Annotated in this window: 16 protein-coding genes; 4 read left to right on the top strand and 12 right to left on the bottom strand. The window is 74.4% G+C overall.

Annotated elements, in window-relative coordinates; all coding sequences use genetic code 11:
- Positions 1–81: 81 nt before the first annotated feature.
- From AAG589_RS01690 to AAG589_RS01650, 9 genes are all read right to left on the bottom strand, one after another.
- Entirely contained in the window at positions 82–1,647 is a 1,566-nt protein-coding gene (locus tag AAG589_RS01690) for an alpha/beta hydrolase family protein (RefSeq protein WP_430565519.1), read from the bottom strand.
- A 114-nt stretch (positions 1,648–1,761) separates the two neighbouring features.
- A complete protein-coding gene (era, locus tag AAG589_RS01685; protein WP_430565518.1) occupies positions 1,762–2,751 on the bottom strand; it encodes a GTPase Era in 990 nt (329 codons plus the stop codon).
- Positions 2,748–4,127 carry a hemolysin family protein gene (locus AAG589_RS01680; protein ID WP_430565517.1) on the bottom strand — a complete coding sequence of 460 codons (1,380 nt, stop codon included), beginning with the start codon at positions 4,125–4,127 and terminating at the stop codon, positions 2,748–2,750. The genes era and AAG589_RS01680 overlap by 4 nt, the downstream gene beginning before the upstream one ends.
- Positions 4,128–4,155: 28 nt before the next feature.
- Positions 4,156–4,608, bottom strand: a complete 453-nt coding sequence (gene ybeY / locus AAG589_RS01675; RefSeq protein WP_430565516.1) for an rRNA maturation RNase YbeY — start codon at positions 4,606–4,608, stop codon at positions 4,156–4,158.
- A gap of 37 nt (positions 4,609–4,645) precedes the next feature.
- A complete protein-coding gene (locus tag AAG589_RS01670) occupies positions 4,646–5,746 on the bottom strand; it encodes a PhoH family protein (protein ID WP_430565515.1) in 1,101 nt (366 codons plus the stop codon).
- A 107-nt stretch (positions 5,747–5,853) separates the two neighbouring features.
- Positions 5,854–6,207 (bottom strand): HIT domain-containing protein, encoded by a 354-nt coding sequence (locus AAG589_RS01665; RefSeq protein WP_430565514.1) that lies wholly within the window; start codon positions 6,205–6,207, stop codon positions 5,854–5,856.
- Positions 6,208–6,277: 70 nt separating this feature from the next.
- A complete protein-coding gene (locus AAG589_RS01660; RefSeq protein WP_430565513.1) occupies positions 6,278–7,057 on the bottom strand; it encodes a 16S rRNA (uracil(1498)-N(3))-methyltransferase in 780 nt (259 codons plus the stop codon).
- A 16-nt stretch (positions 7,058–7,073) separates the two neighbouring features.
- Positions 7,074–8,198: a molecular chaperone DnaJ gene (gene dnaJ, locus AAG589_RS01655; RefSeq protein ID WP_430565512.1), complete on the bottom strand. Its 1,125-nt coding sequence runs from the start codon at positions 8,196–8,198 to the stop codon at positions 7,074–7,076.
- Between the two features lie 68 nt (positions 8,199–8,266).
- Positions 8,267–9,367, bottom strand: a complete 1,101-nt coding sequence (locus tag AAG589_RS01650; protein ID WP_430565511.1) for an HrcA family transcriptional regulator — start codon at positions 9,365–9,367, stop codon at positions 8,267–8,269.
- 279 nt (positions 9,368–9,646) lie between these two features.
- On the opposite strand from AAG589_RS01650, the gene AAG589_RS01645 reads away from it, so the two are divergent.
- The 3 genes from AAG589_RS01645 to AAG589_RS01635 all read left to right on the top strand — a co-directional run bounded on the left by AAG589_RS01645 (position 9,647) and on the right by AAG589_RS01635 (position 13,806).
- Positions 9,647–9,853 carry a hypothetical protein gene (locus tag AAG589_RS01645; RefSeq protein WP_430565510.1) on the top strand — a complete coding sequence of 69 codons (207 nt, stop codon included), beginning with the start codon at positions 9,647–9,649 and terminating at the stop codon, positions 9,851–9,853.
- A gap of 7 nt (positions 9,854–9,860) precedes the next feature.
- Positions 9,861–12,812, top strand: coding sequence for an ATP-binding protein (locus AAG589_RS01640; protein WP_430565509.1), 2,952 nt, complete (start codon positions 9,861–9,863; stop codon positions 12,810–12,812).
- 112 nt (positions 12,813–12,924) lie between these two features.
- Complete coding sequence (locus tag AAG589_RS01635) at positions 12,925–13,806, top strand: DUF3097 domain-containing protein (protein ID WP_430565508.1); 882 nt, start codon at positions 12,925–12,927, stop codon at positions 13,804–13,806.
- Between the two features lie 12 nt (positions 13,807–13,818).
- Here the strand turns inward: AAG589_RS01635 and AAG589_RS01630 are convergent, their stop codons facing one another.
- Positions 13,819–14,382, bottom strand: coding sequence for a DUF4282 domain-containing protein (locus AAG589_RS01630; RefSeq protein WP_430565507.1), 564 nt, complete (start codon positions 14,380–14,382; stop codon positions 13,819–13,821).
- Positions 14,383–14,503: 121 nt separating this feature from the next.
- Here AAG589_RS01630 and AAG589_RS01625 point away from each other — a divergent pair, with 121 nt between their 5' ends.
- A complete protein-coding gene (locus AAG589_RS01625) occupies positions 14,504–14,974 on the top strand; it encodes a DUF4870 domain-containing protein (protein WP_430565506.1) in 471 nt (156 codons plus the stop codon).
- An 83-nt stretch (positions 14,975–15,057) separates the two neighbouring features.
- On the opposite strand, the gene hemW is transcribed toward AAG589_RS01625, so the two are convergent.
- On the bottom strand, positions 15,058–16,362 hold the full coding sequence (gene hemW / locus AAG589_RS01620; protein WP_446719661.1) for a radical SAM family heme chaperone HemW: 1,305 nt from the start codon (positions 16,360–16,362) through the stop codon (positions 15,058–15,060).
- Positions 16,362–18,236, bottom strand: coding sequence for a translation elongation factor 4 (gene lepA, locus AAG589_RS01615; protein ID WP_430565505.1), 1,875 nt, complete (start codon positions 18,234–18,236; stop codon positions 16,362–16,364). Before lepA ends, hemW begins: the two co-directional genes overlap by 1 nt.
- Between the last annotated feature and the right edge of the window lie 38 nt (positions 18,237–18,274).

The raw sequence follows: 18,274 nt of genomic DNA, 5'->3' as shown, positions 1-18,274 counted from the left end.
CGCCGAGGCTCCGCGTCGTCTCCCGCGCGGGTGGGTTGGTCACACCGTCGCCGCCCCCGCACGGCACGTTCACAGACGCGGTCAGATGCCGAGCTGGTACACGCCCCAGTACGCGAGGGTGCCCAGCAGGGCGAGCGAGCCCGCCAGGGTGCACCAGAACGTCAGCACCGCCGGCCAGCCGCGCGCGACGGCCACGTCGCCCCCCGCCCGGCGCTCCGTGCGGGCGTCGGCCACGCGCCGGATCACCAGGGCGGCGGCCACGGCGGTCGCGACCCCGAGGAGGCGCACCACGATCCAGCCGCCCTGCACCACCAGGTCGTCGCGCTGGTAGTCCAGGGCGAGGCGCGCCACCGCCAGGAGGTACACCACGAGCGCCGCCATGGTCGCGACCGAGCCGAGCGCCAGCCCGAGCAGCGAGGACCGCAGCCCGCGGGCGAGACGGGGCGCCACGGCCGACGACCGGCGCAGCACGGTGCGGCGTACCAGGGCGTGCACCCCCCACACCAGCGGCCCGAGCACGAGCAGCCCCGCGCCCGCGATCACCGCGCCCACGACGATGTCCCCGTTGCCCCACCACCGCGGCTGCGGCACGGCCGAGGCGACGTAGAGCTGGTTGGGCGTGTCGCCGGCGATCCGGGGGGCCGCCTCGGCGGTGCCCGGCATCCCCTGGATCCAGGTGGCGACGTCCCGCGCGAAGTCGGGGTGCAGGTGCATCCCGCCGTCCAGCGCCACGTTGATGCCGTGGTTGGCCCCGGCGTAGTACCGCACCGTCACCGGGGCGTCGTCGCCGTTCACCGCGGTGTCCGCGATGACCTGTCGCGCGCCCTGCTCGATCGGCATGGACGGGTCGGCCGTGCCGTAGACGACGAGGACGGGGGCGGTCTGCTGCTCGAGCCACGGGCGCACGTCGAAGTCGGCGTACTCGAACCCGCCGCCCGGCAGCTGCATGCCGACCGCGCGCGGGATGGCGCGGAAGACCTGCTGGGGCACGCCGGTGTTGCGCAGATAGCTGTCGACCGCGAACGCGGCCTGCTGGCGGGGCGGCACCACCGGCGCCGACACGAGGACGGTGTACGCGATCGTCGGGTCCTTCGCCTGCATGACGGGCACGATCCACGTGCCCTCCGACTCGCCGTAGACACCCACCTGCTCGGGGTCGACGCCGTCGATGGTGCGCAGCAGGTCGACCGAGTGCTGGTAGTCCGCGGCCATGGCGACGTAGTCCCGGTCACGGGTGGTGTAGGTGTCCAGGCGCTTGTCGGGCACGAGGGTGACGACGCCGGCGCTGGCGAGCGCCGTGGCCGACTCGGTGAAGGCCTCCGAGGCCTTGCCCGTGCCCGCGCCGTGCACGTACACGACCCCGGGCCGGTCGGTCAGCGGCTCGCCGTCGTCGCCCAGCGGCTGCCGCAGCAGCCCGCCGACCACGGCGCCGTCGAGCGGGATGGTCACCGCGGTCTCGCGCACCTCGAACTCGCCGACCTCGCCCAGGTCGGCGTCGGGGTCCACGCCGCCGATCGCCGTGTCCTCGGTCGCCGGGACGAGGTGGTCCGTGACGGGCACCGGGTCCCACTGCGGGCCGGCCACCGCCCCGGTCAGTGCCAGGCCCACCAGGATCGCCGCCGTCGTCGCAATAGTCCGGAACACCACGCAGCGATGCTACTCGGCGCAGTCCCCGGGCACGGCCAGGATTTCCCCCGCGACCTCGGGGGACGTCCCCCGGACCTCGCCCGGACCACGCCCGGACCACGCCCGGACCTCGCGTCAGAACCCGAGGCGCTGCAGCTGCTTCGGGTCGCGCTGCCAGTCCTTCGCCACCTTGACGTGCAGGTCGAGGTACACGCGCGTGCCGAGCAGCTTCTCGATGCCCTTGCGGGCGTTCGTGCCGACCTCGCGCAGCCGCGACCCGCCCTTGCCGATGACGATCGCCTTCTGGCTCTCGCGCTCCACGAACAGGTTGACGCGCACGTCGAGCAGCGGCGGCTTCCCCTTCGCCGGGTCGCCGGTGCCCTCCCGCTCGAGGATCTCCTCGACCACGACGGCCAGCGAGTGCGGCAGCTCGTCGCGCACGCCCTCCAGCGCGGCCTCGCGCACCAGCTCGGCGACCATCACCTGCTCCGGCTCGTCGGTGAGCTCGCCGCCCGGGTAGAGCTCGGGTCCGGCGGGCAGGTGCGCGACGAGCACGTCGGTCAGCTCGTCCACCTGGTAGCCGTCGCGGGCGGACACCGGCACGATGGCGGACCAGTCGCGGTCGACGGAGCGGGCGAGCTCGTCGACGGCGAGCAGGTGCTCCACGAGACGCCCCCGGTCCACCAGGTCGGACTTCGTCACCACCGCGACCACCGGGACGGCCCGGCGGCCCTCCATCAGGGGGGCCAGCTGGGAGGCGATGTACCGGTCGCCCGGCCCGATCTTCTGGTCGGCGGGCAGGCAGAACGCGATGACGTCGACCTCGCCGAGCGTGTCCTGCACCAGCGCGTTGAGCCGCTCCCCGAGCAGGGTGCGCGGGCGGTGCAGTCCCGGCGTGTCGACGAGCACGAGCTGCGCGTCGTCCCGGTGCACGATGCCGCGGATGGTGTGCCGCGTGGTCTGGGGCCGCGCGGACATGATCGCGACCTTCTCCCCCACCAGCGCGTTGGTGAGCGTCGACTTGCCGACGTTGGGCCGGCCCACGAGGCAGGCGAAGCCGGAGCGGTGGGCGTCGCCCTCGTCGTGCGGGGCGACGACGGAGGGATGGTGGTGGGAGGAGGTCATGCGTGGGCTTCCTTCTGGTCTGGCGGCGTGGCGTGCTCGCCACCCGCTGCTGGGTCGTCCTCGTCGTGCGAGGGGTGTGTCGTGCGGCGCACCCGGAGGGTGGCCAGCTGCTTGCGGCGCCCGTCGACGCGGTCGGCCGTCAGGTGCAGGCCGCCGACGTCCGCTGTGGCGCCCGTCAGCGGCACCTTGCCGAGCGCCTTGGCCAGCAGGCCGCCGGCGGTGTCCACGTCGTCGTCGTCCAGCCGCAGGTCGAACAGCTCGCCGAGCTCGTCGACCGGCATCCGCGCGGAGACGAGGAAGGTGCCGTCGCCCAGGTCCTCGGGCTCGAGGACCGGTGCGGTGTCGTGCTCGTCGGTCAGCTCGCCGACCAGCTCCTCGATGACGTCCTCGACGGTGACGAGCCCGGCGATCCCGCCGTACTCGTCGACGACGACGGCGATGTGCGAGCGGGAGGCCTGCATCTCGCGCAGCAGCTCGTCCGCGGGCTTGGACTCCGGCACGAACACGGCGTCGCGGGCGACCTCCACCACGGGGCGCTCCGCGTCCGCCGGCTCGTTCTCCAGGACGCGCGCGACGTCCTTGAGGTAGGCGACGCCGACGAGGTCGTCGACCTCCTCCCCGACGACCGGCACGCGGGAGTAGCCGGAGCGCAGGAAGAGCCGCATGACCTTGCCCAGCGGCGTCGTCGCGGCGACCGTGACCATGTCCGTGCGCGGCACCATCACCTCGCGGGTCAGGGTGCCGCCCAGCTCGACCACGGAACGGATGAGCTCGCGCTCGGCGTCCTCGATCGCCTCGTTGTCCCGCACCCGCTCGGCGACCTCGCGCAGGGCGTCCTCGCCGGGGTCGTGCTCGCCGTCGCGCTCGGGGCCGCGCCCGCCCGCGCGGTCCGGCGTGCGGTCGGTGAGCCAGGCGGCGGCGCGGTGCACCGCGGACAGCGGGCCGGCGAGCGCGACGAGCACCGGGAGCGGGCGCCGCAGGCCGAGAGCGCGCGGGCTCAGCCGCACGAAGACGACGCCCGCCACGAGGCCGACGACGGCGGCGGCGAGCAACACCTGCCACCACGAGTCGAACCAGTCCGCGATCATCAGCGTCGCCGCGGCGAGCGCGACCGTCTCGGCGAACACCCGGACCAGCGCGAACGCCGCGACCGCCGCGGGCGGGTCGACGACGAGGCCCTGCACCGCGCGCAGCCGGGCGAGCCGGGTGCGGCGGGCCGTCGGGGTGAGGTCCTCCGACGTCTCCGCCTCGATCACCGCGTCCGCCACGGAGGTGCGCGTGATCCGCAGCACCGCGGCCTCGCCCGCCGACAGCATCCCCGCCAGGGCGAGCGCGACCGCCGCCACGAGCGCCAGCAGCAGCTCCGGTCCGTCCATCAGGCCACCGTCCGGTCCGACGTCGCCGTCACCGGCCCGCGAGGAAGGTGAGCAGGAGGCGGCGCTGCAGCGCGAACATCTCCTTCTCCTCCTCGGGCTCGGCGTGGTCGTAGCCGAGCAGGTGCAGGATGCCGTGCGTCGTGAGCAGCAGCAGCTCCTCGGTGGTGGAGTGCCCCGCGACCTTCGCCTGCTGGGCGGCCACCTCGGGGCAGAGGACGACGTCGCCGAGCGTGCCGGGCGGCGTCTCCTCGCCCTCGCGGCCGGGGCGCAGCTCGTCCATCGGGAAGGAGAGCACGTCCGTGGGGCCGGGCTCGTCCATCCACTGCACGTGCAGCTCGGTCATGACGGCCGTGTCGACGAACATGATCGACAGCTCGCTGCGCGGGTGCACGTGCAGGGTGTCCAGCACGAACCGGCCGAGCGCGGCGAACTCCGCCTCGTCGACCTCGACACCGGACTCGTTTGCTACTTCGATGCTCATGGGCGCTCGCCCCGTCCACTCGCCGCAGCCTCGATGCTCATGACCTGCGCGTCCCTCGCTCGTGCGGGCCGCGGCCCTGCCGTCCCTGTCCCTGTCTGCCCTGTCCCTGCCGACCCGGCTCCGGGCGCGCCGTCGCGACGTCCCAGCGCGCGTACGCGTCGATGATGTCGCTCACCAGGCGGTGCCGCACCACGTCCGCCGAGGTCAGCCGGCAGAACTCGACGTCGTCGACGCCGGTGAGGATGTCCTCGACCACCCGCAGGCCCGACGTCGTCCCGCCGGGCAGGTCCACCTGCGTGGCGTCGCCCGTGATGACCATCGTGGAGCCGAAGCCCAGGCGGGTGAGGAACATCTTCATCTGCTCGGCGGAGGTGTTCTGCGCCTCGTCAAGAATCAGGAAAGAATCATTTACGGTTCTACCGCGCATATAGGCGAGCGGCGCCACCTCGATCGTCCCGGCCTCGATGAGCCGCGGGATGGCGTCGGGGTCCATCATGTCGTGCAGCGCGTCGTACAGCGGCCGCAGGTACGGGTCGATCTTGTCGCTCAGGGAGCCGGGCAGGAAGCCGAGCTTCTCCCCCGCTTCCACGGCGGGCCGGGTGAGCACGATGCGGTTCACGCGCTTGGCCTGCAGCGCCTGGACGGCCTTGGCCATCGCGAGGTACGTCTTGCCCGTGCCGGCCGGGCCGATGCCGAACGTGATCGTGTTGGCGTCGATCGCCTCGACGTAGCGCTTCTGCCCCACCGTCTTCGGGCGGATCGTGCGACCGCGGCTGGAGAGGATGTTGAAGGTCAGCACCTCGGCCGGGCGCTGCACCGACGCGGCGGTGAGCATCTGCACCGACCGCGCCACGACCTCGGGCGTGAGCGGCGTGCCGGACTCGACCACCTCGACGAGCTCGTCGAGGAGGCGGGAGACCAGGGCGACGTCGCCGGCCGGGCCGCTGACGACGATCTCGTTGCCGCGGGCGTGCACGTCGACGCCGGGGAAACCGTCCTCCACCGCCCGCAGCACGGAGTCCCGGCTGCCGAGCAGCGCCACCATCGGCACGTGCGGGGGCACCACGATGCGGTGCTCGGTCGAACGTTCGGCGTGCGCGGCGGGGTCGCCCGGCGCGGTGCTGGGTGTCGATGTCATGGGGCCGGCTGCGCCGGGGCCCTCCTTCGCGAGACGGGGTGGTGGGCACCACGAGTCTATCGAGCGGGCACCGACCCCGGCACGGGGATTCCGCCGCCGGGCGACGCTCAGGCCGGCGTCCAGCCCAGCTGGGCCCCGGCGAGCACGTGGCCGTGCACGTGGAACACGCTCTGGCCCGCGCGGGGGCCGGAGTTGAAGACGAAGCGGAACTGGCCGTCCGCGAGGTCGCCCGCCACCCGGTCGGCCAGCTCGACCACCTCGGCCAGCAGCGCCGGGTCGGCCGCGGCGAGCGTCGCGACGTCGCCGTGGTGCTCCTTCGGCACCACGAGCACGTGCACGGGCGCCTTGGGGTCGATGTCGCGGAACGCGATCACGCGGTCGGTGCTGGCGACCACGTCCGCCGGCACGTCGCCGGCGACGATCTTGCAGAACAGGCAGTCGGTGCTGGGCGCGCTCGTCATGCCCCGGACGTTACCGCGCACCGTGACAGCGCGCCGCCACCGTGCGCCGTGACCACGGTCAGCCGGCCGCTCAGGCCCAACGCCCGAGCCGCTCGCTCAGCAGCGCGACGGCGACCGGCCCCGCCGTGGAGGTGCGGAGCACGTGCGGCCCCAGGCGCGCCGTCACGGCCCCCGCCTCCTCGAGCGCGGCGACCTCGGCGTCCGAGATCCCGCCCTCGGGCCCGACGACGAGGAGCAGGGCGGGGGACTCCACGGCGCCGGGCGCCGGGGACGGCAGGGCCACGTCCGCGAGCGGCGTCGTGGCGTCCTCGTGCAGCACGACGGCGGCCCCGCCGGTCGCGACCACCTCGCGCACGCGCACCGCGAGCTGGCGGGAAGTGACGGGATCCGCCACCGGCGGCAGGCAGGCGCGCCGCGCCTGCTTCACCGCCGAGCGCACCGTCGCCACCCACTTGGCCAGCGACTTCGCCGCCCGCTGCCCGCGCCACACGACGACGGACCGGTCCGCCTGCCACGGCACCACGGCGTCGACGCCCACCTCGACGGCGGCCTCGACGGCGAGCTCGTCGCGGTCACCCTTCGCGAGCGCCTGCACCAGCGTCAGCACGACGTCCGGGGCGGGCTCGACGACCACCTCGTCCACGCGCAGGCGCACCTCGCCGTCGTCGACGGACTCGACCACGCACCGCAGCCGCGTGCCCGCGCCGTCGACCACGTCCAGCCGCTCGCCCGGGCCGCGGCGCTGCACGACGCCCGCGTGCCGCCCCTCGGCGCCGTCGAGCAGGTAGACGTCCCCCGGGGCGAGCGCGCCCAGCGCGCCGCCCTCGGCGAGGAAGACGGGGGCGCTCACCGCTGCGTCCTGGGGCTCACCGGCCGCTCAGCTTGTCCCGCAGCCGGGAGAACACGCCCGGGTGCGCCGCGGTCAGCCGCGGCTCGGGGCGCTCCTCGCCGCGCAGCGTGGCCAGCGAGCGCAGCAGCTCGGTCTGCTCGTCGTCCAGGGCGGTGGGCACCTGGACCTCGACGTGCACGTTGAGGTCGCCGCGCCCGCCGGCGTGCAGGTGCCCGACGCCGAGGCCCTTGAGCGTCACGACCTGTCCCGGCTGGGTGCCCGGGCGCAGGTCGATCTCCTGCTCGCCGTCCAGGGTCTCGAGGTCGAGCACGGTGCCGAGCGCGGCCGCCGTCATCGGCACCTGGAGCGTGCAGTGCAGGTCGTCGCCGCGCCGGACGAAGGTGTCGTGCGGCTTCTCGCGGATCTCGACGTACAGATCGCCCGCGGGGCCGCCGCCGGGGCCGACCTCGCCCTGCGCGGTGAGCTTGATGCGCGTGCCGGTGTCCACGCCGGCCGGGACGTTGACGGTCAACGTGCGGCGGGAGCGGACCCGGCCCTCGCCGGAGCAGTCGGCGCACGGCTCGGGGATGACCGTGCCGAAGCCCTGGCAGGCGGCGCACGGCGCGGTGGTCATGACCTGGCCGAGGAAGGAGCGCGCCACGCGCTGGACGTTGCCGCGCCCGTGGCAGACGTCGCAGGTCTTGAGGTCGGTGCCGGGCCGGCAGCCGTTGCCGCCGCAGGTGCCGCAGACCACGGCGGTGTCCACCTGCAGCTCGCGCTTGGCGCCGAACGCCGCCTCGGCGAGGTCGATGTCCATCCGCACCAGGGCGTCCTGGCCCCGACGGGCGCGCGGCACGGGGCCCGCCGGCTGCCCGCCGCCGCCGAAGAACGTCTCGAAGATGTCCTGGAAGCCGAAGCCGTTGCCGAAGCCGGCACCGGCGCCGCCGGACGGCGAGCTCGGGTCCACGCCCATGTCGTACTGCTGGCGCTTGTCCGGGTTGGACAGCACCTCGTACGCGCGGGCGACGTCCTTGAAGCGTTCCTCGCCGGCCTCGCCGGCGACGTCGGGGTGCAGCTCGCGCGCGAGCTTGCGGTACGACTTCTTGATCTGCTCGGCCGAGGCGTCGCGGGGGACGCCCAGGATCTCGTAGTAGTCGGTCACAGGTCTCTCTTCGGTGACGTGTCGGTGACGTGCACGGTCAGGTCGGCGGGTTCAAGGGTGCCGGGGGGTCAGCCGGGCAGCACCCGGGACAGGTAGCGGGCGACGGCGCGCACCGAGGCGATCGTGCCCGGGTAGTCCATCCGCGTGGGGCCGATCGACCCCAGGATGGCCACGGTGTCGCCGTCGCCGCCGTACCCGGACGCGACGACGGAGGTCTCGGCGAGGCCGTCGAGGCGGTTCTCGTGCCCGATGCGGACGCCGACGCCGCCGCCGACCCTTCCGCCGGGCTCGGACGCCAGCTCGGTGAGGAGCCCGAGCAGCACGACCTGCTCCTCGAGCGCCTCGAGCACCGGGCTGAGGCCCTGCTCGAACCGCATCTCGGCGCGGGCCAGGTTGGCGGTGCCCGCCAGCACGATGCGCTCCTCGCGCTGCGCGCCGAGCGTGTCGACCACCAGGTCGGCGATGCCGCGCGCCAGCGGGGCCAGGGCGGCGTCCATCCCGGCCACGACGTGTGCGAACGCGTCGGGCAGGTCCTCCAGGCCCTTGCCCGCCGCGGCGGCGTTGAGGCGGGCGCGCAGCACGCTCAGCGTGCCCTCGTCGAGGGCGCCCGGGTCGGGCTCCGGCCCGGCAGGGGCGTCCACGGCGACGACCGAGGGCTCCGCCCCCGGCCCGACGCCGACGTCGAGGAACCGCTGCTCCACCCGGCCGCTGTCGCTGATCACCACGACCAGCAGCCGCGCGCCCCCGACGGGGACGAGCTCGAGGTGCCGCAGCCCGGCGAGCCGCAGCGACGGGTACTGGACCACGGCCACCTGGCCGGTGAGCTGGGCGATGAGCCGCCCGGCGCGGCCGAGGACGTCGTCCATGTCGATCGCCTCGGACAGGAAGGTCTCGATCGCCCGGCGCTGCGGCGTCGTGAGCGGACGGACCTCCGCGAGCCGGTCGACGAAGAGCCGGTACCCCTTGTCCGTGGGGATGCGACCCGCGGACGTGTGCGGCTGGGCGATGTACCCGGCCTCCTCGAGGGCGGCCATGTCGTTGCGGATCGTGGCGGGCGAGACCCCGAGGCCGTGCCGCTCCGTGAGCACGCGCGACCCCACGGGCTCACGCGTGTGGACGTAGTCCTCCACGATCGCGCGGAGCACGGCCAGGCGACGTTCCTCGCTCACGGTCCTCCTCGGGTCGGGTCCGGGTGGGCTGCACCGAGCCCTCCCGGTCTTAGCACTCTCATATCCCGAGTGCCATCCTACGCGGGCTCGCCGGGGGTCGGCGGGACCCGGCCGCCGGCACGCCGCAACACCGCCCGCGGGCCCGCCCTGAGGTACCCCGCCCCGCTCTGAGGTACCCCCGCCCCCGAAGATCCGGCACCTGACCGATCCGCCGCCGTACCTCAGGAGCCGAGGGTGGAGTCACCGGCGGCCGCACGGCCCCGGCGAAGGAGAACGGTGATGAACGAGTACCTGTACTACGACGAGTTCCGCGTCCGCCAGGCGGACCTGGAGCGGGCGGTGCGCCGGGAGGCGGAGAGCCGGGTCGGTGCGCAGCTCGTCCGCCGGGAGCGTCGCGCCCGGCGCCGGGAGGTGGCGCGCCGCCGTCGTGCGGAGCGCCGCCCCTGGGAGCTGCCCGGCGGCCTGGTCCGGCCCTGGCCGCAGTGACGTCCCGATGACCACGCCCACGAGCACCCCGACGGCCCCGCCCGCGACCCAGACGGACGCGGCGGCGCCGCACGCCACCTGGCACGATGGCGAGGTGCCCACCCTCTCCGCCCCCTCGCCGCTCGTCGGCCGCGCCGCCGAGCTGGACTCCCTGCGCGAGGCGTTCGCGAGCGCCCGCGCCGGCTCGGGCGGCGTGGTCGTCGTCGGCGGGGAGGCGGGCATCGGCAAGACCCGGTTGGTCACCGAGTTCCTGGCCGAGCAGGAGCGGTCGGGAGGACCGGCCGACGCCGCACCTCTCGTGCTGCACGGGCAGTGCGCCGACTCCGGGTCGGGCCCCCTGCCCTATGCCGCGCTCACGGGCGTGCTGGCGGACGTCGTCGACGCCCTCGGCCCGGAGGCGACCCTCGCGGCCGCCGGCCCCGCCGCCGACGCGCTGGGCGTCGTCGCGCCCCGACTCGTCGACGTGCGGCACGACGTCGACACCGGCCGCCTGCCCGAGGTGCTCGCCGACCTCGCGCTCGCGCTCGCCGCCGACCGGCCCGTCATCCTCGTGCTGGAGGACCTGCACTGGTCCGACGACGTGACGCGGACCGTGCTCGCCCGGCTGGCGCGCACCGCACCCGGCACGGGCCTGCTCGTGATCGCCACCTACCGCAGCGACGACGTGGGGCGGCGGCACCCGTTGCGCACCACCCTGGCCGAGCTGGAGCGGGCCCGGCTCGCCGTGCGCGTCGACGTGCCGCGGCTCGACGACGCCGAGGCGACCCGCCTCTTCTCGTCGCTCGTCGCGATGCGCCCCGACGCCCCCGAGCTCCCCGGGGCCGTGCTGGGCGAGCTCGTCGAGCGCAGCGAGGGCGTGCCGTTCTACGCCGAGGAGCTGGCCGACTTCGCGGGCGACGCGATGCCCGACTCGCTGCGCGACCTGCTCCTGCTGCGCTACTCGTCTCTGGGCGACGCCGCCCAGCGGTTCTGCCGGACCGTCGCGGCCGCCGGCCAGCGCGCGCCGCACGAGCTGCTCGTCGCGATGCTCGGCGCTGCCGGGCTCGACGAGGCCGAGCCGGCCGCCCGCGAGGCGGTCGATGCCCACGTGCTGGTCGCCGACGCGGACGGCTTCCGCTTCCGGCACGCCCTCATCCAGGAGTCGGTCGACGCCGAGCTCCTGCCCGGCGAGTCGCGCCGGCTGCACGCGGCGTGCGCGAGCGCCCTGGAGGAGGGCGACCGCACCCTGGCGCGCATCGCGGCGGCCGCCGACCACTGGTGGCGGGCCCGCCTGCCCGACCGTGCGCTCGCCTCCGCGGTCGAGGTCGTCTCCGCGGCCGAGACGTACGGCCGGACGTCGTCCGCCGTGATCGCCGCGGCCGGCGAGCGCGCGCTCGAGCTGTGGGACCTGGTGCCCGACGCCGCACGGGTCGCCGGGCTGAGCCACGCCGCGCTGCTGCGCCACGTGTCGGTGGCGCTCCAGGACGCGGCACAGATCGAGCGGGCGGCCGGCCTGGCGCGGGAGGCCGTCGCCGAGTGGCCCGCCGACGACCCCTCGGGTCGGGCACAGGCGCTGTCGACCCTGGCCCACATCCTCGGCAAGGCGGGCGACCCGGACTCGGACTCCATGCTCGACGAGGCGCTGGCCCTGCTGCCGGAGGACGACCACGCCGGCCGGGCCCCGCTGCTCCGGCTCAAGGCACGGAACGCGATGATGGACCACCGCCACGACGCGGCGATCGCCGTCGCCGGGGAGGCGCTCGCCGCCGCGACGGCGGTCGGCGACCACCAGAACGCCTCCCTCGCCCTCAACCTCCGCGCGATGAGCCGCCTGGACAACGGCGACCTCGACGCCCTGGACGAGCTCGAGCGCTCCCACGAGGTCGCCGGCGACGACTGGCGTGCCCAGTGCCACTACTACACCAACGCGTCGGACATCCAGCTCAAGCTCGCGCGGTTCGGCGAGGCCGAGCGCCTCGCCGACTCCGGCGCCCGGATCGCCCGCGCGCTCGGCGCGGGATGGGCCACGCGCGCGATGCTGGAGGGCAACGTCGCCGAGGCGTGGATCGGGTCGGGGCGGTGGGCCGACGCGGCGGCGTGGTACGAGCGGTCCGTCCCGCTCATCGACCTCAGCGACTACTCCGTCTACCTGGGCGAGCGGTGGACCTGGCTCACGATGTGGCGCGGGGACGTCGACGCCGCGCAGGCCCGGGCCCGGGCGCACCGCGCGACGTGGCAGCGCTTCGGGCGCGTCGAGGAGCAGATCCGGGCCCGGGTGTCAGCCACGCTGGCCGAGCTCGCCCTGCTGCGCGACGACCTGGACGACGCACTCGACCTGGTGAGCCTCGCGATCGCCCCGGGCGCGCTCGGTCCGTTCTACCGGCTCACCACGCTCGCCGTCGCCGCGCGCGTGCTGGACCGCGCCCGGAGGGCCGGGCGCGAGGTCGACGTCGCGCCGTACCGCGAGGCCCTCGCCTCGTGCGCGGTGTGGCCCACCTACCCGACGTGGGCGGCGCTGTTCGACGCCGAGCTCGGCGACGGGTCGTGGGAGGCCGTCGTCTCGGCCGACGGGCCGGCGTACCTGCGCCCCTACGCGCTCTTCCGGGACGGCGCGTCGCTCCTGGAGGCCGGCGACCGGTCCGCCGCGCGCGAGCGGCTCGACGCCGCGGTCGAGGCCGCGGACGCGATCGGCTGCGGCCTCGTCGCCGACCAGGCGCGGGCGCTGCTCGACGGCGCGGGCCTCGCCGGCGGCGCGTCGCGACGCGCCCGTGCCGGGCAGGGCGCCGTCGACCGGGCCCTCACCGACCGCGAGCGCCAGGTGCTCGCCCTCGTCGCCGAGGGCCTGACGAACGGGCAGATCGCCGAGCGGCTGTTCATCAGCCGCAAGACGGCGTCGGTGCACGTGTCCGCGATCCTCCGCAAGCTCGGGGTGGCGAGCCGCACCGAGGCGGCGGTCGTGGCGCGGTCACAAGGCTCCTGACGCCGCCCGACGCACCCGGACACCTGACCTGAGCCGACGCGTCCGGGCCGGGCCGACCCGCGGCGCGTGTCGGGGCCTGCTCCCCCGTGACCACGACCGTAGGCTCACGGCCGTGCACGACCGCTACGGCTCCGACGTCCTGTCTTCCGCCACCTCCCGCGCCCCGGGCGCGCCGGACGGCTCCGCCCACCACCGCCGGCGTCCGGTCTCCCGGCCGCGGCCGGCCGACCACGGGCTCGTGGTCGAGGAGGTCACGACCGGCTGGGTCGGGGCGGTGGTCCGCGTGGAGAAGTCGGGCGGCGTCCACCTCGTGGTGCTCGAGGACCGGAAGGGCCGCACCCGGTCCTTCCCGCTCGGCCCGGGGTTCTGGGTCGACGGGCAGCCGGTGGAGCTCACCGCCCCGGTGACGAACCGCGCCCCCGCGCGCCCCACCCGCACCGCGTCCGGCTCGGTGGCCGTGCACGACCAACGGGCCCGGGTGGCGCGGGGGTCGCGCATCTGGGTCGAGGGCAAGCACGACGCCGAGCTCGTCGAGAAGGTGTGGGGCGACGACCTGCGCGTCGAGGGCGTGGTCGTGGAGCTGCTCGACGGCGTGGACAACCTCGCCGACGCGCTGGACGAGTTCGCTCCGACGCCGGAGCGGCGGGTGGGGGTGCTGGTGGACCACCTCGTGCCCGGGTCGAAGGAGCGGCGCCTGGCGGACGAGGCATTGCGGCGGGTCCCGCGCGGCACCGTGCTGGTGCTGGGCCACCCGTACGTGGACGTCTGGCAGGCCGTGAAGGCGGAGCGCCTCGGCCTGGCGTCGTGGCCCACCATCGAGCGGGGCACGGAGTGGAAGCGCGGGATCCTGCGCGAGCTGGGATGGCCGGCGTCGTCCACCGAGGACGTCGGCCGCGCCTGGCAGCGGATCCTGGCGACGGTGCGCGACTACCGCGACCTCGACCCGGCCCTGCTGGGCCGGGTCGAGGAGCTGATCGACTTCGTGACGGCGTGACTCGCGCGAGGGTCAGCGCGTCGTGATGCCGTCCCGCTGCGCGTAGGCGTTGACCTTCTCCGACACCGTGATGACGGCCACGAAGAACTCGAGCGTGATGCGGGCGAGGGCCAGGTAGACGAGCGCGATGATCCACCCGAACACGAGGTAGAGGATCCCGCCCCAGACCGACTGGGAGAACGTGGCGACCAGGCCGGAGAGCCACGCCAGCGCGACCAGCACCGTGACGATGATGTAGACGACCTTCACCACGCTGGGCGTGATGTACCGGCTGAACGAGTAGTCGAACAGCGCACCCAGGAAGCCGCTGCCCTCGCCGTGCGGCGTGATCGGCCCGCCCGACCGGTCGGGCGGGTACTCGGAGCCCGGGTACAGGCCCGGGTCGGGCATCTGTCCCTCGTACGGCTGCTGCGGCTGGGCGTAGGGCTGGTCGCCGTAGGGCGGCTGGCCGCCGTGCGGGGGCGGCCCCGCCTGCGGCTGCTGCCCGTACGGCGGCTGCGGGGCGGGCTGGCCGGGCGGCGGCTGGTACCCGGGCTGCTGCGGGTCGCCGGGCTGCTGCGGCGTGTTCTCGCTCATCGTTCCTCCTCAGTGGTCCGGGCGACGCACCCGGCGGGGCCGGCGCCTTCGCCCACTCTGGCCGCAGCCGAACGGCTCCGCCACCGCACGTGACCACGGCAGATGCGCGAGGATGGGCCCCATGAGCACGCCGCCGTACGGACCCCCGCCGCAGCAGCCGCCGCCTGGTGGGCCTCCCCCGGGCCAGCCGCCGTACGGCGGTCAGCCGCCCGGGCAGCCCCCGTACGGGTACGGCCCGCTCCCGCTCTCGCCGTCGGACGAGCGCACCTGGGCGATGGTCGCGCACCTCGGCCCGCCCGTGCTGGCGCTGCTGAGCTTCGGCCTGCTCGCCTTCCTCACCCCGCTGCTGGTCTGGCTCTTCCTGCGCGACCGCAGCGCCTACGTCGCCGACCAGGCCAAGGAGTCGCTGAACTTCCAGATCACGCTGCTGATCGGCTACGTGGTCTCGGCGATCCTCTTCCTCGTGTTCATCGGCTTCATCCTGTGGGCCGCCGTCTGGATCGCGTCGATCGTCTTCGCGATCCTCGCCGCCGTCGCCGTGAACCGGCACGAGGCCTACCGCTACCCGATCAACATCCGCCTCGTCTCATGACCCGGCCCCGCCGGTCGCCGGTCCGCAGCCCGGCGGGAGGATGAGCGGCTGAGCCAACCCACCGACGGCCGGCCCGGCCGAGATCAGGCGGTGAGGTCCCGCACCACCGCGTCGGCCAGCAGCCGCCCGCGGCGGGTGAGCACGACCCGCCCGCGCACCGCCGCGACGCCGTCGAGCAGGCCGCGCGCGACCAGCCCGGCGACAGCTGCGCGCCGGGACGGGTCCAGGGCGTCGACGTCCAGCCCCTCGCGCACGCGGACGCCGAGCAGCACCCGCTCGAGCTGCGCCTGCCCGGGCGTGAGCAGCTCCCGCCCGGCGCCGGGCGACGCGCCGGACTCCAGCAGCGCCGCGTACCGCCGGGGGTGCTTGACGTTCCACCAGCGCACCCCGGCGGCCATCTCGACAGGCTCCACCGGCGACGAGGGGGCGGCGACGTACGAGTGGGCGCCGGGGCCGATCCCCCACCAGTCGTCGCCGCGCCAGTAGGCGAGGTTGTGCCGGCAGGCGTGCTCGGGTCCGCGCGCCCAGTTGCTGACCTCGTACCAGCCCAGGCCGGCCTCGGTGAGCAGGTCGTCGGCCAGCTCGTACTTGGCGGCCTGGTCGTCCTCGTCGGGCAGCGCGAGCTCGCCGCGGCGCACCTGGGCGTGCATCTTGGTGCCCGGTTCGACGACGAGCGCGTACGCCGAGACGTGGTCGACGCCGGTGGCCAGCACCGCCTCGAGGGACGCCCGCCAGTCGTCGAGGGACTCCCCCGGCGTGCCGTAGATGAGGTCCAGCGAGACGTCGAGGCCCGCGTCGCGCGCCCAGGCCACGGCGTCGGGCACGCGGCGCGGGTCGTGGGTGCGCTCCAGCGTGGCCAGGACGTGCGGCACCGCCGACTGCATGCCGAACGAGACGCGCGTGAACCCGGCGTCGGCGAGCACGCGCAACGACTCGGGCGTCACGGAGTCCGGGTTGGCCTCGGTGGTCACCTCGGCCCCGTCCGCCAACCCCCAGGCGTCGTCGATCCCGCGCAGGATCCGCGCGAGGTCGGCGGCGGGCAGCATCGTGGGGGTGCCGCCGCCGAAGAACACCGTCGACACGGGGCGGCCGCTCAGGCCGGCGTCGTCGAGCACGCGCGCCGCGAGGTCGACCTCGCGCAGCGCCGTCGTCGCGTACGCGGCCTGGTTGGCGCCGCCGCCCAGCTCGGACGCCGTGTAGGTGTTGAAGTCGCAGTAGCCGCAGCGCACGGAGCAGAACGGCACGTGGACGTACACCCCGAACGGCCGGGCACCGCCGCTGGTTGAGCCTGTCGAAACCCGGTTCTGGGTTTCGACAGGCTCAACCAGCGGCAGGAACGGCAGGGCACCGTCGTCCGGCACGGCCTCGCCGTCAGGCAGCGCGGGCACTACTTCTTCTTGTCCTTGGCGTCCTTGCCGCCCCCGCTGTCGGAGGAGAGCGCGGCGATGAAGGCGTCCTTCGGGACCTCGACGGACCCGATGTTCTTCATGCGCTTCTTGCCCTCCTTCTGCTTCTCGAGCAGCTTGCGCTTACGGCTGATGTCGCCGCCGTAGCACTTGGCGAGCACGTCCTTGCGCATGGCGCGCACCGTCTCGCGGGCGATGACGCGCGCGCCGACGGCCGCCTGGATCGGCACCTCGAACTGCTGGCGCGGGATGATCTCCTTGAGCTTCGCCGTCATCATGACGCCGTAGTCGTACGCCTTGTCCTTGTGCACGATGGCGCTGAACGCGTCCACCTGGTCGCCCTGCAGCAGGATGTCGACCTTCACCAGGTCGGCGGCCTGGTCCCCCGAGGGCTCGTAGTCCAGCGACGCGTAGCCGCGGGTGCGGGACTTGAGCTGGTCGAAGAAGTCGAACACGATCTCGGCGAGCGGCAGCGTGAAGCGCAGCTCCACGCGGTCCTCGGACAGGTAGTCCATGCCGAGCATCTGGCCGCGGCGGTCGTTGCACAGGCCCATGACCGTGCCCACGAACTCGCTCGGGGCGAGGATGGTCGCGCGCACGACCGGCTCGCGGACCTCCCCGATCTTCCCGCCCGGGAACTCCGACGGGTTGGTCACCTTCACCTCGGTGCCGTCGTCGAGCGTGACGTCGTAGACGACGTTCGGCGCGGTGGAGATCAGGTCGAGGTCGAACTCGCGCTCCAGGCGCTCGCGCACGATCTCCAGGTGCAGCAGGCCGAGGAACCCGACGCGGAAGCCGAAGCCGAGGGCGACCGACGTCTCCGGCTCGTAGTTGAGCGCGGCGTCGTTGAGCTTGAGCTTGTCGAGCGCGTCGCGCAGCGCAGGATAGTCCGTGCCGTCCACCGGGTACAGGCCGGAGAACACCATCGGCTTCGGGTCGCTGTAGCCGCCGAGCGCCTCGTCGGCGGGCTTGGCCATGTTGGTGACCGTGTCGCCGACCTTCGACTGGCGCACGTCCTTCACGCCCGTGATGAGGTAGCCGACCTCGCCAACGCCGAGCCCCTTGGTGACGATCGGCTCGGGCGAGATGACGCCGATCTCGAGCAGCTCGTGCGTGGCGCGCGTGGACATCATGGCGATGCGCTCGCGCGGGCTGAGGTTGCCGTCGACCACCCGCACGTAGGTGACCACGCCGCGGTAGGTGTCGTAGACGGAGTCGAAGATCATCGCCCGGGCCGGGGCGTCCGCGTCGCCGACGGGGGCCGGGACGCGCTCGACGATCCGGTCGAGCAGCGCCTCGACGCCCTCGCCCGTCTTGCCGCTCACCTTGAGGACGTCGTCGGGGTCGCCGCCGACCAGGCCCGCCAGCTCCTCCGCGTACTTCTCCGGCTGCGCGGCGGGCAGGTCGATCTTGTTGAGGACGGGGATGATCTCGAGGTCGTTCTCCATCGCCAGGTACAGGTTGGCGAGCGTCTGGGCCTCGATGCCCTGGGCGGCGTCGACCAGGAGGACGGCGCCCTCGCAGGCGGCGAGCGAGCGCGAGACCTCGTAGGTGAAGTCGACGTGCCCGGGGGTGTCGATCATGTTGAGCGCGTGGGCCTGGTCGCCCAGCTGCCACGGCATCCGCACGGCTTGCGACTTGATGGTGATGCCGCGCTCGCGCTCGATGTCCATACGGTCGAGGTACTGCGCCCGCATCGCCCGCGGCTCGACGACGCCGGTGAGCTGCAGCATGCGGTCGGCAAGGGTCGACTTGCCGTGGTCGATGTGCGCGATGATGCAGAAGTTGCGGATGAGCTCGGGCGCCGTGGCGTTCGGCTCGATGCGCGCACTCAGCGCGGGTCCGGGGATGGGCAACGCGATCTCGCTCCGTCAGGGTCGCTGGGTGGGTGCCG

This window comes from Isoptericola sp. F-RaC21, from assembly GCF_038593535.1.
Lineage (GTDB): Bacteria > Actinomycetota > Actinomycetes > Actinomycetales > Cellulomonadaceae > Isoptericola.
Note: the sequence above shows the minus strand (reverse complement) of the source record. Positions and strands in the feature narration are given on the sequence as shown.

What these genes read in the sequence shown, in the direction of transcription:
- AAG589_RS01680 (WP_430565517.1), bottom strand. Translation starts at nt 4,127, where the DNA reads ATGGACGGACCGGAGCTGCTGCTGGCGCTCGTGGCGGCGGTCGCGCTC.
- AAG589_RS01640 (WP_430565509.1), top strand. Translation starts at nt 9,861, where the DNA reads ATGACCACGCCCACGAGCACCCCGACGGCCCCGCCCGCGACCCAGACG.
- AAG589_RS01670 (WP_430565515.1), bottom strand. Translation starts at nt 5,746, where the DNA reads ATGACATCGACACCCAGCACCGCGCCGGGCGACCCCGCCGCGCACGCC.
- AAG589_RS01625 (WP_430565506.1), top strand. Translation starts at nt 14,504, where the DNA reads ATGAGCACGCCGCCGTACGGACCCCCGCCGCAGCAGCCGCCGCCTGGT.
- era (WP_430565518.1), bottom strand. Translation starts at nt 2,751, where the DNA reads ATGACCTCCTCCCACCACCATCCCTCCGTCGTCGCCCCGCACGACGAG.
- ybeY (WP_430565516.1), bottom strand. Translation starts at nt 4,608, where the DNA reads ATGAGCATCGAAGTAGCAAACGAGTCCGGTGTCGAGGTCGACGAGGCG.
- AAG589_RS01630 (WP_430565507.1), bottom strand. Translation starts at nt 14,382, where the DNA reads ATGAGCGAGAACACGCCGCAGCAGCCCGGCGACCCGCAGCAGCCCGGG.
- AAG589_RS01665 (WP_430565514.1), bottom strand. Translation starts at nt 6,207, where the DNA reads ATGACGAGCGCGCCCAGCACCGACTGCCTGTTCTGCAAGATCGTCGCC.
- AAG589_RS01645 (WP_430565510.1), top strand. Translation starts at nt 9,647, where the DNA reads ATGAACGAGTACCTGTACTACGACGAGTTCCGCGTCCGCCAGGCGGAC.